General features: G+C 66.0%; 11 protein-coding genes and 1 pseudogene. 6 read left to right on the top strand and 6 right to left on the bottom strand.

Going from position 1 to position 14,852, the window contains the following annotated elements:
* Positions 1 to 416 precede the first annotated feature (416 nt).
* From Cs7R123_RS31555 to Cs7R123_RS31545, 3 genes are read right to left on the bottom strand one after another with little or no spacing between them, the layout of a single operon-like run.
* Entirely contained in the window at positions 417 to 731 is a 315-nt protein-coding gene (locus Cs7R123_RS31555) for a hypothetical protein (protein ID WP_212831931.1), read from the bottom strand.
* Between the two features lie 4 nt (positions 732 to 735).
* Positions 736 to 1,473: a hypothetical protein gene (locus Cs7R123_RS31550; RefSeq protein ID WP_212831930.1), complete on the bottom strand. Its 738-nt coding sequence runs from the start codon at positions 1,471 to 1,473 to the stop codon at positions 736 to 738.
* Positions 1,470 to 1,820 carry a type VII secretion target gene (locus tag Cs7R123_RS31545; RefSeq protein WP_212831928.1) on the bottom strand — a complete coding sequence of 117 codons (351 nt, stop codon included), beginning with the start codon at positions 1,818 to 1,820 and terminating at the stop codon, positions 1,470 to 1,472. The genes Cs7R123_RS31550 and Cs7R123_RS31545 overlap by 4 nt, the downstream gene beginning before the upstream one ends.
* A gap of 462 nt (positions 1,821 to 2,282) precedes the next feature.
* Between Cs7R123_RS31545 and Cs7R123_RS31540 the strand changes: the two genes are divergently transcribed.
* Positions 2,283 to 3,524, top strand: coding sequence for an IS701 family transposase (locus Cs7R123_RS31540; protein WP_212834567.1), 1,242 nt, complete (start codon positions 2,283 to 2,285; stop codon positions 3,522 to 3,524).
* A gap of 373 nt (positions 3,525 to 3,897) precedes the next feature.
* On the opposite strand, the gene Cs7R123_RS31535 is transcribed toward Cs7R123_RS31540, so the two are convergent.
* Together Cs7R123_RS31535 and Cs7R123_RS31530 are read right to left on the bottom strand one after the other, a co-directional pair.
* Complete coding sequence (locus Cs7R123_RS31535) at positions 3,898 to 4,632, bottom strand: hypothetical protein (protein ID WP_212831926.1); 735 nt, start codon at positions 4,630 to 4,632, stop codon at positions 3,898 to 3,900.
* 476 nt (positions 4,633 to 5,108) lie between these two features.
* Positions 5,109 to 5,600: pseudogene (locus tag Cs7R123_RS31530) on the bottom strand (helix-turn-helix domain-containing protein); the annotation flags it as partial.
* A 642-nt stretch (positions 5,601 to 6,242) separates the two neighbouring features.
* On the opposite strand from Cs7R123_RS31530, the gene Cs7R123_RS31525 reads away from it, so the two are divergent.
* The 5 genes from Cs7R123_RS31525 (at position 6,243) to Cs7R123_RS31505 (ending at position 12,309) form a co-directional block, all read left to right on the top strand.
* On the top strand, positions 6,243 to 6,953 hold the full coding sequence (locus Cs7R123_RS31525; protein ID WP_212831922.1) for a hypothetical protein: 711 nt from the start codon (positions 6,243 to 6,245) through the stop codon (positions 6,951 to 6,953).
* A 19-nt stretch (positions 6,954 to 6,972) separates the two neighbouring features.
* Positions 6,973 to 7,692 carry a tetratricopeptide repeat protein gene (locus Cs7R123_RS31520; RefSeq protein ID WP_212831920.1) on the top strand — a complete coding sequence of 240 codons (720 nt, stop codon included), beginning with the start codon at positions 6,973 to 6,975 and terminating at the stop codon, positions 7,690 to 7,692.
* Positions 7,580 to 8,341 (top strand): tetratricopeptide repeat protein, encoded by a 762-nt coding sequence (locus tag Cs7R123_RS31515; RefSeq protein ID WP_374707101.1) that lies wholly within the window; start codon positions 7,580 to 7,582, stop codon positions 8,339 to 8,341. The genes Cs7R123_RS31520 and Cs7R123_RS31515 overlap by 113 nt, the downstream gene beginning before the upstream one ends.
* Positions 8,342 to 8,978: 637 nt before the next feature.
* Positions 8,979 to 11,210 carry a tetratricopeptide repeat protein gene (locus Cs7R123_RS31510; RefSeq protein ID WP_212831918.1) on the top strand — a complete coding sequence of 744 codons (2,232 nt, stop codon included), beginning with the start codon at positions 8,979 to 8,981 and terminating at the stop codon, positions 11,208 to 11,210.
* Positions 11,211 to 11,778: 568 nt separating this feature from the next.
* The gene (locus tag Cs7R123_RS31505; protein ID WP_212831917.1) at positions 11,779 to 12,309 is read left to right on the top strand and encodes an excisionase family DNA-binding protein; all 531 of its coding nucleotides are present in this window, start codon (positions 11,779 to 11,781) and stop codon (positions 12,307 to 12,309) included.
* A 165-nt stretch (positions 12,310 to 12,474) separates the two neighbouring features.
* Here the strand turns inward: Cs7R123_RS31505 and Cs7R123_RS31500 are convergent, their stop codons facing one another.
* Positions 12,475 to 14,088, bottom strand: coding sequence for a hypothetical protein (locus tag Cs7R123_RS31500; RefSeq protein WP_212831916.1), 1,614 nt, complete (start codon positions 14,086 to 14,088; stop codon positions 12,475 to 12,477).
* Between the last annotated feature and the right edge of the window lie 764 nt (positions 14,089 to 14,852).

Raw genomic sequence — 14,852 nt, 5'->3', positions numbered from 1 at the left:
GATACCGGACGAAATGCCAGCTCAGACTGACTTGCCGGGTCCTGTTCTGGAGGGCGACGGACGAGTCGACCTGTACGCCGGATACTGCTGCCTAATGCGGTGGCGTTTACCGGGTGAGCGCGGCGGTCAGCAGAAAAATCGAGATACCCACGGCGTATGCCGCGACGACACGCCAGGTTAGCGCTCGGCTTCGGGCCTGGTTGTTGGCTCGGTAGATCTGGATCGCGTTGTAGGCGCCGACGGAGTAGCAAGCTGTTGGTGGGACCAGGAGAAGGAGCATCCGGTGAAGTTCGCCCGCGGTGAAGTCGCCGCGGACTGCCTGGACTGCGACGGCGATTGTGGGGACTAGGGCGAGTAGGAGCCAGAAGCCCAGTGCTGCCCAGGCTACGGTGCGGCGGAAGTCTTCCCAGCTGGGGTTAGCCATCGTGGCTGTCCTTCTCCAGGGTGGTGCGGAGCGCTTGGGCGTACTTGCCGGTGTAGGCCGCAAGGCGTGACAGCTGTTCGTCGGTGTGGGTGTCGCGGAAGTGGGCGAAGCGGGCCGCTGTGCCGAGCAGCAGTTCGGCGGTGTTCGTGGCGTTGGCCAGGTCGTGGAGTCGCATGTTGCCTGCGAGCAGGTCGGTGGCCAGGTCGCGTAGGGCGGGGTTGCGGTTGGTGGCGGCGATGGTCTTGAGCGCCGAGGTGAGCAGGGCTGCGGTGGTGGTGTCGGGGTGTAGTGGCTCGGGGGTGGTCATGGTGTCACCTGGCCAGGGGGTGGTCGTAGGCGGCGCCGATGGTGGGGATCGGGCCGAGGTCCTGGAGTTCCTTGGAGATGCCGGCCATGAGGGAGAAGCCGGTCTGTAGGAGCATGTTGCCGGTCTGTATCCGCATGGAGGCGCGGTTGATGTCCTGCATGAGGGATGCGACTTCCATGGTCGCCAGTGCGTATCCGGCGACGGCGCCGATGCCTGTTTCGCACAGGGCGGTTCCTGCTGCGGTGTAGATCATCGCGAGGAGGGCTTTGTCGATGATGCTCTGCACCATGCCCTTGGCCGCCTCGCACAGCGTCCAGGCATCCACGGCAAGTTGCTGATACTGGGTGGCGGCACGGTCGAGGACGTCGGCGTGTGCGGTCAGGGAGCGGTGAGTGCTGGCGAAGTAGGTGTGGGCGGCGTCGGCAGCGTTGCCGTTCCAGCGGTAGTCGAGGGTGGTGTTGGTGGTGGCGACGTTATCGGCGATGCCGCGTAGGCAGGCGGCTGTCTTTTTCAGGGCGTCGCCGTAGCGGGAGATGCGTTCCCAGTCCCCGGACAAGGGCTGGACGATGGAGGTGAGGATGTCGAAGCCGGTCAGCTCCTTGACGGCCTCGTTGACCCATGCCGAGACGCTGAACAGGTCGGTGACGGAGGTGACGCTGACGTAGCCGCCCTCAGCGGTCTGTCTGACCGGTTGTGCCGGGGACAGGTGCACCAGCGGATCGACCGGGAGTGCGAGACTCATCGAGGCTCACCGCCGAACATCGCCGGTACGGCGTCACGTGCCACCGGCGGGTAGGTCCCGTCGAGCCGTTCGGCTTCTGCCTCGTCGATGCGGCCATAGGCGGCCGCGGCCGAAGCGAGCTCGTCGGCGCTGCCGGTGAGCATCCGGGCTGCGTCGGCCAGGCGCTTGGACAGCAGCTCCTGGAAGTCGTCGTGCGTTCCGTTGAACAGCACGATGATCCCCGTGCCCAGCAGCCCGAAATCGGTGTACTGCCCGTGATAGTCAGCCGCCGCGTACAGGTTGTCCGCACTGACATGAAACTCTGCCGAAGCAGTTGTCACTGCCTCCGGCTCCACCCGGAACGCCAACTCAACTCCTCATCCGAGATCTCCTTCGTCAGTGACGCTATCGAAGTAAGTCGACGCCGGGCAGTCCCTGTGGATAACCCCGGAAGCGGTGAACGGTGCGCAGCGTCAAGTCGCCATTGCCGCTGCTCCCGCGTTCGGAGTCTGTCTGGTCCGCTGGGCCGTCTGGGCCGTCAGACGTTGGAAAATGGCGACCAACGATGACCATCGTTGACCGTGTTTTCGCACGTCGAAGGGTATGAGCCGTCTTCCGGCCTGGGGCGGAATCAGGGTGCGGACAAGACACGGCCTACAACCAGCCACCCCGCCTCTTAATACGGCAGTGCCGGTTCGTGCTCTGAGCTGCCCGGATGCGTGAGGGCGGCCACCGTCTGATCATCGAATGTTGTGGACAAGTCAATAAGCAAGACGGTGGCCGCTGCGCATAGCGTAGGGCCTGCCGCGTCGCGGGTGTTCGACGAGGTGATGGGCCGGATCGCGGTCCGGTTCACGCGGGTCGAGCCGCGGCTGGTGGCCAGGGACTTCGTGCGGGCGCTGATGGCAGGAGTCGACAGGAAGAACTGCTGGCAGTTGGCCGAGGCGGCCGGGCACGAACGGCCCTCGCGGATGCAGCGGCTGCTGCGGGAGGCGGTGTGGGACGCCGAGGCGGTGGCCGCTGATCTGCGCAGCGTCGTGGTCGGCGGGTTGGCGCACCCGGACGCGGTCCTGGTGGTCGACGAGACCGGGTTCTTGAAGAAAGGCTTGCGCTCGGTCGGGGTGCAGCGCCAGTACTGCGGAACCGCCGGGCGGATCGAGAACAGCCAGGTCGCGGTGTTCCTGGCCTACGCCTCGCCGCACGGTCGGGCGCTGGTCGACCGCAGGTTGTACGTGCCCAAGTCGTGGACCGCCGACCCCGACCGCTGCCGGCAGGCGGGCATCCCGGTCGACCTGGAGTTCGCGACCAAGCCTGCCCTTGCCGTGCAGATGATCGACGCGGCGGTCGCCGCCGGAGTCCAGGTTGGCTTCGTCACGGCTGATGAGGCATACGGCCGTGACCCGGCCCTACGGCAACGGCTGCGTGAGCTGGGCATCGGCTACGTCCTGGCCGTGGCCCGCAACCACTACGCCCAGGTCACCACCGTGGTCAGAGAACGCGTCGACGTGACCGAGTCCTGGCTGTCGGAGCTGGCCTGGCAGCGGCGCAGCTGCGGACCCGGGTCCAAAGGTGAGCGGTTCTACGACTGGGCTTGGGTCGGTGTCCACGACGACGGGCCTGGCCTGCACAGCCTGCTCATCCGCCGCAACAGCGACGGCGACCTCGCGTTCTACCGCTGCTGGACCCCGCGACCGGCACCGCTGAGAACCCTGGTCCGGGTCGCCGGCAGCAGGTGGACGGTCGAGGAGACGTTCCAGATCGCCAAGGGGCAGGTCGGCCTGGACCAGTACCAGTGCCGGAACTGGACTTCCTGGCACCGTTTCACCATCTTGGCGATGCTGGCCCTGGCCGTCCTGACCCTCACCACCCTGGCCGTGGCCAGCACCACCACGAGCGAGATGGTCGCCCTGACCGTCGCCGAGACCCGGCGCCTGATCAACGCGCTGTACCACCGACCACCCGACATCGCCCATCTGCTGCGCTGGTCCTACTGGCGACGCCGACACCAAGCCCTCGCCCGAACCAGTCATTACCGCAGACGCGAGTTACAGCAGCCCAGCAGCCAAACGTGACTGCCGTATTAGAAGGACGCTCACACGGTGGGACGCCACAGCTATGTGGCGGTCGCCGAGGTCGACGGGGTCCACGTCGAGTTGGCCGGGAACTTGAATGCCCTGCGGTGACGGGAGCTAGCCGGGCGGCGTCGGGACTATGTGGGTCGCCGCCCGGCCCGGCGATCATGGAAGTAGCAGGTCGCCTGCCATGATGATCATGTACTTGGGGTTCATGTAGCCCCGGAGACTCCAGACTTCGGTCTGAAGCTGTTTGTCCTGTTCAGCGGCGTTCTCGGGGCCGCGTATCGGAGTGCGTATCGGGCGGCTCCTCCATGGCGTCGGGTTCGCATACATCGATGTCGTGGCCGCAACTCAAACATGGCCAGAAGCGCTACATAATTCCGCGAAACCGGCCAAGGCGCACCTCCACCGCCTTGAAGCCCTCAAGTAGCGACTGCAGCGATTTCGTGATGTTGATAAGAGTTCCGGCGATCTCGGCGACGTTTGCGGCCTTATCCGCCGCTTGCATAAGCGACGTTGCAGATGTCTCGAGGTGGCTCAAGCTCCGCCCTGCTGTCAGCAGCATGCTGGCCACGTCCTCATTCGGATACCGGCTCGTGAACTTAGACTCGGCCAGCTGCTGAACCAGTGGACGCAACAGGTCGGCAGCTTCGGCATCGATGGCGCCGAGACGGTCAACAGCATCGTTGATCTGGCTCGATATTTCGGCAAAGGATCCTCCGATCAGCTCCTGCAGCCTGTCTTCGGTCAATCCCCGCAGCCCTCGCAGCGCCGCCAGTCCAGGACCTTCGCGCTCTTCCTTCCACCGCTGCAGCTCGTCGATCGAAAAGTCGTCCGGGCGAATCTTGTCAACGATCTTGTGGTGGACGATGCACAGCAGAACAAGGTTATCGAAGCTGTTGCGCTTCTCATCGGTCATGTTCGCCACATAGCGGCGACCGCCCTTGTTTGCGGCGCGGATGTGGGCGATTTCGAAATTGTTGACAGGTATGCCCGCCACGAATTTGGTGATCCGCTCATCGCACGCTGGCCAGTAACACGTCCCCTGCGACAGCGCGGCCAGGGCTGGGACTACCCCACGCCCGTATTGCCGTTCATTGACCATGTGGTCCTCTCAATGAAGTGATTTCGCGGAAGTTCCAGCAATCGAATGACCAGTCAGAAGTGGCAGCTCGATGGCGGTTGGGACGGTCGCCCGCCGTGCCTTGCTCATGCCGGGTCAGACGTCGCGTCGACGTAAGCGGGCACTGACTAGATCTCTAAGGGCGTCACCGTGCCGTCTGCAACGGAGCCGGATGGTACGGCCCGCCGGGCCCCGTGAACGACGGCAGTATGCACAATCTCGGATATGGGCCGCCCTCCATCAACACGAAACTGGATGCTAGCTGCTAACCATTGTCAATGGACCGCTCAGCTGGGTCTTCTTGGCGACACCTGTGGACCGTCGGAACCACTCGCGCTTACGACGGTCGTTCCGACGCGCAGCCCCAGCGCGGCATCGCGGCCCAGAGTCTCGTCGCGAGGGGTGAGCCGACGGCCCATCCAGTCTGCTGCTTGCCGAATGAGCTGGGCCGGTCGGGAACATTCCCGTCCGTCGGCGATGAATACGCCGCTCATGATGTCGAGCTGCCACAGCTGCATCGGGGCGTCACGTTGCCAGCGGCGGTAGCGGCGGCGGTGCTGCTGCAGTTCTGGCCGGACGAGGCCGTTGCGGAGCAGGACCCGGTAGACGGTGCTGCGACTCGGCGTGCCGGCCACGCCACGCGCTGGAAGTTCGTGGCTGATGCGCCGTGGTCCCCAGGCGGGGAACTGCTGGCGCAGGGTGCAGATCATCGCTTCGATCTCGGCGGCCAGCCGTGTCGGTGACCGGTGCGGCCGCCGGGACCTGTCCTGCAGCCCGGCCAGGCCTTCGGTCTCGTACCGCTGCAGCCATGAGTACAGAGATTGCCGTGACGCTCCCGCGGCACGAGCTGCTACCGCCACGGGTACACCGTCGAGGACCTGCATCACCGCCCGATAGCGGTGTTCAACCAGGCAGTTTACTTGATCGTCGCCGGTCTGAGCACTGTTCATGACGTAGGGACGATCGATGATGTAATCCATGTGTCGATATCTTCATGAATGTCGTGAAGACGCCAGTAATGAGGTGGAGTCGAGCTGTCCAACATCTCGTGGAGCCTCACGTTGACAGGACGTAAGTCCGGGGGCGGCGGGGAGTGCGCCGGGCAACGCTCGGCTGCCGAACTGGCTGTGAAATCGGCGCACACCGTCGCGGGCAGGGGCAGGCCCTTTCGGCCGGGCTGGTCGGGTAAGCGGAACGTCATCACATTAGATGCCTTGCCGACATGGCACCTGCGGTGTCTGGGCGTTTGGGGGTGTTGTGATGTTGATGGATGTGTATAGGTTGCGATGATGGGGCGGTGGCTTCGGCGGGGGTTGAGCGCGGCGGTAGTGGGTGGGGTCGGTGCTGCTGCGGCGGCGGCATCGGTGGCTGAGGGCAAGCCCTTGGCTGCGGTGCTCGCCGGTGTGGCGGCGGCCTTAGCAGGCGGGTTCGCGCCTGGGCTGCTGGGCCGTATTCACGGTGATCCTCCGGGTGGAGAGGTCGCAGTTGTGGCGGCCGTAACGTTCCCCAATGACTCGCGAGCGGTCCCAGCGGTGCGGGTGGTCGGGGCGCTGCCGCGTGAGGCGGGGCATTTTCAACCTCGTATGGCTGAGATGGCGGCCCTGCGCAGTGCGGTGGCCGGTCCGGGCGAGGTTGCGTTGGTGGCGTTGCCGGGGGCGCGCGGCGCGGGCAAGACACAGTTGGCCGCCGTTTATGCGCGTGACTGCATCAAAGCCGGGTTCGATCTAGTGGCGTGGTTGAACGCGGAGTCGGGGCCGGTGGCAGGGCTTGCCGAGATTGCACGTGCGCGGAAGCTCGGTGCTGAGGGTGATGCGCCAGAGGTGCTGGCACGGTCGGCGGTGCGATGGCTGGAAGACGACGGCCAGGCGTCACGATTGGTGGTATTCGACAACGTCGTCGATCCAGACGGCCTGGTCGAATGGCTGCCGTCCCGAGGTGGAGCCAAGGTGCTGGTGACGACGAACCGGCGTGAGTTCGAGCGGATGGGCGGAGTTACGGCGGTCGCGGTGGGCATGTTCACCGAGCCAGAGGGCCGCCGGTTCCTGCATGAGACCACCGGGTTGCCGGATGGCGCCGAGGCAGTTGCGGTGGGTGTGGAGCTGGGGTGGCTGCCGCTGGGTTTGGCTCAGGCCGGTGCGTATATCGCGCGCGGTAGGCATTCCTACCAGGGTTATCTCGTTCTGTTGGCAGGTCAGCGGTTGGATGAGGTGCTGCGTCGGGAGGCGGGGGCGGGGCATGTCGGGGTCTGGCAGGCCACGGCGCTGAGTGTGGCGGCGGTTGGTCAGGTGGACGGGGTCGGGTGATGCGGTACGGGTGTTGTCGGTGTTGTCGGTACTGTCGCCGGACGGGACCAGCCGCCGCCTGCTTGTAGAGGGTGAGTCGGGGCTTGGCTTGTCGGGTGGGGTGTTGGCGGCGTTGGAGGTGCTGGCGGGGTGGTCGCTGGTGACGCTGTCAGGTTCAGTCGACGGTGGACAGGATCGGGTGGTGGTGTCGGTCCACCGGCTGACTGCACGCATCGTGCGGCTGCTCGGCCGACGACCCGATGCGACAGTGCCGGCAAGTGTCGCAGTGGAGGTGGCGGCGGAGTTCCTGGGAGTGCTGTCGGCTGGACTGCCGTTGTCGCAGGTGGCCCTTCGCCGGACCGAGGTCGACGAACTGGTCGCACACGTACGCGCAATCCGCGACAACACCGTCGGTGAGCCTTCCGCCCTGCTACTGGCACAGGCCGACTGGGCGGCCCAGTCGCTGAGAGGGGCTGGTGATGCCGCCGGTTCGGTCGTGATGCTGGAGGCGAACCTCACCGACCGTGTGCGGGTGCTGGGTTCCAACCATCCCGAGACTCTGAGCAACCGCCACAATCTGGCTACCGCCTACAGAGGTGCGGGTCGGGTGGGTGAGGCGATCGATCTTTACAAGCTGGTCCTGACCGATCACCCTGCGGCTATTCGGCGTCGACCACCCGGAGACGCTCCGCACCCGCCAGAGTCTCGCCGTTGCCTACCGTCGAGCGGGTCGGGTGGACGATGCGATCGTCCTGTATGAGCAGGTTTTAACCGACTACGTGCGGGTACTAGGCGCCGACCACCCCGACACCCTGACCACGCGCCACGGCCTCGCCAACGCCTACCGAGAGACGGGTCGAACGGGCGAAGCGATCGCCCTGTTCGAGCAGGTGCTCGCCGACCGGTTGCGGGTGCTGGGTGCCCACCACCCCGACACCCTAAACTCGCGCCACGGCCTTGCCATCGCCTACCGGGAGACGGGTCGGGTCCGCGATGCGATCGGCGTGTTCGAGCAGGTGATCGCCGACCACATGCGGGTGCTGGGTCCCGACCACCCCGACACCCTTAGCTCGCGGCACGGCCTCGCCGTTGCCTATCGGGAGGCCGGTCGGGTGGGCGATGCGATGGCCCTGTTCGAGCAGGTGCTCGCCGACCGGTTGCGGGTACTCGGCACCGACCACCCATACACCTTGAACACGCGGCACGGCCTCGCCGTTGCCTATCGGGAGGCGGGTCGGGTGGACGATGCGATCAACCTGTTCGAGCTCGTGCTTACCGACCGGGTGCGGGTGCTGGGCACTGAACATCCGGATACCTTGACCACGCGCCTCAACCTTGCCAAGGCCTACAGGATGGCGAGGCGAGCAGAAGATGCGGTGCGCTTACTTGCGTCGGGCGGACACACCTGACCTACCTCAACAACGTGGCCGGCGCCTACGAGACGGCGGGCGTGCCGCCTAGGTCCGCACCCTCTACGAGTGGGCCGACGACCAGCCACTAGGCGGTCATGAGGACCGGTAGCGTCAGCACCGTGCGCTGGTGCGACCCCCAGTAGGTCATCTTCGTGCCCGCCTCCTGCCCAAATCTTGGAGGCGTCCCTCGTTGAGGCTGCGACGGTGGCGCGTGACGTTGCGGCCGGAGCAGGTCACCGGGGCTTGAATCGATCAGACTGAGTCCCCCTGCAGTGGCCGCCATAGGTAGGATCGGCCGGGCAGCGTCATGACCGTGGTCGATCGCCGCCCGGCCAGCTGATCATGAAAGTAGCAGGTCGCCCGCCATCGTGATCATGTACTTGGGGTTCATGTAGCCCCGGAGACTCCAGACTTCGCCAACGAAGCTGTTTTCCCTGTTGAGGGGCATCCTGTTGTAGTCGTTTGGGGGCGCGCTTCGGGTCGGAGTTGACTCGACTACATGGGCTTGTTCCGTCGAGACAATCATGACCCCAAAGGCAGTCAGGCCGCGTGACTGCACCTGTCACCTATCGGTGCGGCAGCCCCGGGTGTTCGGGCGGTGTTGCCGGTTGATGGTCGTATATAGGTTGCGGTGGTGACCGGTCGTCGGTGGTTCAGGTACGGGTTGATCGCCGTGGCGTGCTGTGTGGGAGGCGCGACGGTTGTCTGGTCGCTGCTCGCCGATGGCAAGCCGCCGGTGGTGATCGTGTCGACGGCGGTCGCGGCGCTTGCCATGGCCTTCCTGCCCGATTTAGTCAGTGCCTTGCGCGCGGTCCGTGACGCGGGTAATCCGCCGGTGGTCGAATTGTCGTCGCGGGTCGTCGGGCAGGTTCCGTTGCTGTCATCGCACTTCCAGACGCGGTTGCATGAGATGAAGGCGCTGCGTAGGGCGGTCGGTGGTCGTGGCCGGGTGGCGTTGGTGGCGTTGCCGGGGCAGCGCGGTGCGGGCAAGACACAGTTGGCGGCGGCGTTCGCACGTGAGTGTGACGCAGCGGGGTTCGACTTGGTGGCGTGGTTGAACGCCGAGTCGGGTCCGGTGGCGGGGTTGGCGCAGGTGGCGCGGGCGCGAGGCCTTGGCGGTGCGGACGATGCGCCGGAGGTGCTGGCGGGCCTTGCGGTGCGGTGGCTGGGCGATGGTGGCCGGGCGCGACGGCTGGTGGTGTTCGACAACGTCGATGATCCGCAGGCACTGCGGGAGTGGCTGCCCACGCGTGGCGGGGTCAAGGTGCTGATCACTTCGAACCGGCAAGAGTTCCTGCGGATGGACGGGGTTGCCGCGGTCGAGGTGGGGGTGTTCACCGAAGCGAAAGGACGGGCGTTCCTGCACGAGGTGACCGGCCTGCCCGACGGCTCGGATGCGGCGGCGCTGGGCAGGGAGTTGGGTTGGTTACCGCTGGGTCTGGCGCAGGCGGGCGCCTACGTGGCACGCAACGGCGAGACCTACGAGCAGTATCTGCGCCTGCTGGCGAGTGAGCCCTTGGATGACACGCTGCGGCAGGAGTCGGGGGCGTCCCATCCGGGGGTGTTGAAGGCGACCGCGCTGAGCATGGCCGGTGTCGGCGCGTCCGACCAGTCCGGGGACGCGGTACGGCTGCTGGGGGTCCTGTCGGTGTTGTCAGCCGATGGCGTGAGCCGCCAGCTGCTGGTTCGAGGCGAGTCCGGGCTGGGATTGTCCGGCGGGGTGCGGCCTGCGCTGGAGGTTCTGGCGTCCTGGTCGCTGGTCACGCTCAGCGGATCGGCCGGGGCCATGGGCGACGGGGTGGTGGTCGTGGTCCACCGGCTGACCGCGCGGGTGGTGCGATACCTCGCCTCTCACGACGACGCGCAGCCCAGCCTGGCCGAGGCCGTCGACACGGCGTCACAACTGCTCGACGTCATCACCGACGACCTGCCGTTGGCTCAGGTGGCCCTGCGCCGAGCCGAGGTCGACGAACTCACCCGGCACGTGGTGGCGGTTCGCGAGAACTCGGGTGGTGACCCTCCCGCGCTGCTGCTGACTCAGGTCGACTGGATGGGCCGAGCGCTTCGAGCTGTGGGCGATACGGCCCGCGCCGTCACGGTGTTGTTCAACAACCTCATCGACCGCAGACGGGTGCTCGGCGACGACCACCCGGACACCCTGACCTCCCGCAGCAACCTGGCCGGCGCCTACGTAACGGCGGGCCGGGTTGCGGAGGCCATCGCCCTCGTCGAGCAGGTCCTCACTGACCGCGGACGGGTGCTCGGCGATGACCACCCCGACACCCTGGCCTCCCGCAACAACCTGGCCTACACCTACGAGATGGCGGGCCAGGTTGCGGAGGCCATTGCCCTCTACGAGCAGGTCCTCACCGACCGCGGACGGGTGCTCGGCGATGACCACCCCGACACCCTGGCCTCCCGCAACAACCTGGCCGGCGGCTACGGGAAGGCTGGCCGGGTCGCGGAGGCCATCGCCCTCCTCGAGCAGGTCCTCACCGACCGCGGACGGGTGCTCGGCGATGACCACCCCGACACCCTGGCCTCCCGCAACAACCTGGCCGTCGCCTACTGGAAGGCTGGCCGGGTCGCGGAAGCCATCGCCATCTACGAGCAGGTCCTCACCGACTGTCGGCGCGTGCTCGGCGATGACCACCCCGACACCCTGACCTCCCGCAGCAACCTGGCCGTCGCCTACGAGAAGGCGGGCCGGGTTACGGAGGCCATCGCCCTCTACGAGCAGGTCCTCACCGACCGCAGACGGGTACTCGGCGACGAGCATCCCCACACGCTGACCTCCCGCAGCAACCTGGCCGTCGCCTATGAGAAGGCTGGTCGGGGTGCGGAGGCCATCGCCCTCTACGAGTAGGTCCGGCGGCCAGCCACTCCAGCGGTCACGAAGACCGCCACTGTCTGCACTGTGCGCGGGTGTGACCTGCGGTAGGTCATCTTCGTGCCCGCTTCCTGCCCGGATCTTGGAGGCGCCCCTCGTTGAGGCTGCGATGGCTGCGTGTGACGTTGCGGCCGGAGCGGGTCGCCGTGGCTCGAACCGATGAGCCTGAGTCCGTCGCGGTGGCCACCGCAGGTGGGAGCGGCCGGGCGGCATCATGACCGTGGTCGGTCACCGCCCGGCCAGCTGATCATGGAAGTAGTAGGTCCCCTGCCATCGTGATCATGTACTTGGGGTTCATGTAGCCCCGGAGACTCCAGACTTCGTCAACGAAGCTGTCTTCCCTGTTGAGAGGCATTCTGCGGTACGCGTCTGGGAGTGCGTTTCGGGACTGGCGGTACTCGTTAGTACATGGTCCAAGCTCCTGCACGCCCTTCGCGGGTTTCACAGGGTGCGGATGCTGTGATGGTTGGCGTTGAGCGGCATGGCGTCCGGTTGGCTGGGTTGTCGGCGTTGGCGGGTAGCGGGAGCTGCGGAGGTTGTCGAGGTGAGTGTCGGATCTGCTGGCGGGGCTGGGTCGGATACGGCGGGGCTGCGGCGTCTTGCTCTTCGCGTGCTGGGCGGCCGTCGCCTGCGTTTGATCGTCGATGATGAGGCGCCGGTCGAAGTGCCGCAGGCGGTCGGTGAGGCGCTAGACGAGGTCCTGGCGATCCTGGGGGAGGGGAAGTCTGTCCGCGTCGTACCTCAGAACACTTTGGTGACCGTAGGTGAGGCGGCGCGACTGCTGGGGGTGGGTCGGCTGACGGTAGTCAAGCTGATGGAGGATGGCGTCCTGCCGTTCACTCGTCCGAACTCCAGCCGGCGTATCGCCTTGCGTGACGTCCTGGTTTATAAGGGGCACTGGTCCCGCCGACGGCGCGAAACGCTCGACGAGATGACCGCAGACGCCGTGGACTTGGGCCTGTACCGCGAGGCGATCGATGGGACCCGCGGTAGCCACACCTGTTTCGCGCGTCGTTGTGCTACGCCCCCGCGTCGACGCAACAAGGCTCGCCTCAGGCGCCCTGCTATGCGCTGATGATCGCAACTCGGTTCGTCGGTCGACCGTATGGGTTCGGCGCGACCGACGGACCTTCGAGGTGTCCGGCCGATGGGGTCACTTCAGAACATGAAACTGCACCGAGCTGACGTGGCGACTGAGCGTCCGTCAACACCGGCCCTCCTCAATGCCGGTCGGGCCGCATCAGCTGCTGGGGTCCTTCCAAAGAAGATCCGGTAGCCGGTCGAGGGTGACGAAGTCGTGTGTGCGGTCATCGGTGAAGGCTGCCGGGGTCGGCTCTCGGGTCACGAACAGGCCCCGCACGGCGAATGTCCCTACCACATCGGCAGCACCGAGCCGACCTGCGACCTCGGCCGGATTCGCGGCGACGTCCTTGACCTTGGCCAGCAACTTGTCCACATGTCCGCCGGCCCGATGGTAATTGTGCACTTCGCCGCGGATACGGCGCGGCGAGAATGGTACCGCCAAGTCCTTGGCCTCCAGCACCCAGATGGTCAGCGAGTGTACAGCGACGACAACGGCATCGATCTCGGCACGCACAGAAACGCCAAGCACGTCAGAGGGGCGATGGAGGGCGCTTTGGCGGACCCTGACGGCGAACGGCAAACCCGTAGACGCGAGGGTGCCTTTCAGGTCGGCCTCGAAACCTGCAATGGGACGTACCCGCTCCCGACGCTGCTTCAGTGCTCGGGAAAGCGAGGCATCGCTTGCCGAGAGCTGCTCGGGCCAGGTCCCCTCGAAGATTCGTTGTAGCAGCACAACGCGCGCCAGTCCGGGCGCGTTCCGAGGCACGAAGAGGGACAGGTCGGCAAGCTCGAGAACCGGACGGCTGTAGAGGCGACCGACCGATTCCCGGTACTCCAACATTTGCAGCGGTGAGTCCTGCATGAGGGCTTGTGTCCAGATCAGGTGTCGGCATGCTTCGAGCACGCCGTCGAGATGAGCGGCGGGCAGGAGCTGATCCATGTTGGCCCGGACGGTGCCCTCCAGGCTCTCGCGACTGGAGAACAGATGTCCAGGAACACTGTCATCGTCGACCCCGCTGACCTGGATCAGAAACTCCTGTGCGGCGAAAAGATCGACCAGCCCGTAGCCACGGTCGTCCTTTAACGCCGCATCTATGGCAGCTAAATTGCCAGGAATTGCCGAACCGCTTTTCAAAGACCGAACAAGAGCTTGAAGGACAGCGTTATCACCCAAGCCTCGAAGTGGACCGTTGTCGGCCATCCGCCTGACGTAAGCGTTCTCGAACTGGGATAGCCGGAAGGGGGGAAGGTCGCGAACCTCCACATCGAAGGTGCCTCGTTTGGTCAGTTTGGCGCCAGCCACGGTGACCAGCCGGGCCGCGACCTGGTCTGCTACAGTCCGCCATCGCCAGAGTTCATGGCCCAGGATTGCGAGGGCCTCGAAGTCACGTCGGCTCGGATCCCGCCGACTGCCACCGGCTGGTTGCCTTGCGGCGAGTTCCAGGACGAGGTGGACAGCTGCGGCATTCTCGGCGTGCAATTGTGCCTCACGAGCCCTAGTGAGCGACGATGGAGCCGCGGTTCGCGCCTTGAGCTGGAGGTCTGTGCAGTGCGCCATTTCCACTGCCGCCCAACGGACAACTTCACGGGTGTTCAGGCCCTCGAGCCGCTTCCGAATGTCCAGTTCAACGGCGTCCGCAATCTGGCCGATGGCGGCATCGGCGGTGGGCGCTTCCCAGGGGCCACGGCCGACACCAACGTTGCGCAGAGATACCTTCAGAGAGTCGAGGACCAGATCTCGCGACGTAGGAGGATGCGGTGGCTTCGGCACGAAGAAATCATGCCCGACGCTCTGCCGTCGGGAAAGGCAGATACGGAGCCACCTCATCCGGCCGCATCGGCGTCGCATTGCCCGGCAGGGAACGGGGTGCCGCGCCGTTACAGATGCCCGGCTCAGTTCCTGATAAACGTTCGTGTTCGGCGGCGCGTTCTGACTCGCGAGCGAGCGCTGAGACATAGGTCCGGATGCATCGGTTAATGCTTGTGGGCGGAGATGACGAGAAGGGCGGCGGAGAGTTCGTCTGGTTCTATACGTAGTCCTGCGTGTAGTGCGGCTGCGGCGGCGAGGTTGAAGGGGCGGTGGTCGCCGACGTTTATGTCGCTTGCGTCGGGGGCCGGGGGTTGGTGGGCTCGGCAGGCGAAGCTGCGGGCTGCTGCTCGTGCGTCGGTAATGTGTCCGTCCTGGCTCAGGTCGGTCTTGGCGGCGCCGGAGACGAACGCTTCCCATAGCAGCAGCGGCGTGTCAGGGGACCAGCGCCCGGGTTGGGTCGTCGCATGGACGGGCGTGCGTGTTGCGACCTCCTGCAGCACCCAAGCCAGCTGGTCCAGGCCGGTCGCCATGGAGGAGGCGCCGGCGGTGGCCGACCAGGCTCGCCGACGCGTCCTCGGCCCAGGTGCTCCCACGCGGCGGGGACGGGGATCAGCAGCGGGCACTCCATACCGAGTGCCACTAGACTGCCATCGTGCAGCGCGGCGGTGATGACGTCAGCAACGCCTGCAGGGTCGCGGCCCGCAGCAACTTCACGGCCTTCCGCT

It is taken from the genome of Catellatospora sp. TT07R-123 (assembly GCF_018327705.1).
GTDB lineage: Bacteria > Actinomycetota > Actinomycetes > Mycobacteriales > Micromonosporaceae > Catellatospora.
Note: the sequence above shows the minus strand (reverse complement) of the source record. Positions and strands in the feature narration are given on the sequence as shown.

Bases quoted from the DNA above. Each gene is read 5' to 3' on its own strand.
- Cs7R123_RS31555 (WP_212831931.1), bottom strand. From the start codon at position 731: ATGACCACCCCCGAGCCACTACACCCCGACACCACCACCGCAGCCCTG.
- Cs7R123_RS31550 (WP_212831930.1), bottom strand. From the start codon at position 1,473: ATGAGTCTCGCACTCCCGGTCGATCCGCTGGTGCACCTGTCCCCGGCA.
- Cs7R123_RS31540 (WP_212834567.1), top strand. From the start codon at position 2,283: ATGGGCCGGATCGCGGTCCGGTTCACGCGGGTCGAGCCGCGGCTGGTG.
- Cs7R123_RS31535 (WP_212831926.1), bottom strand. From the start codon at position 4,632: ATGGTCAATGAACGGCAATACGGGCGTGGGGTAGTCCCAGCCCTGGCC.
- Cs7R123_RS31525 (WP_212831922.1), top strand. From the start codon at position 6,243: ATGGCGGCCCTGCGCAGTGCGGTGGCCGGTCCGGGCGAGGTTGCGTTG.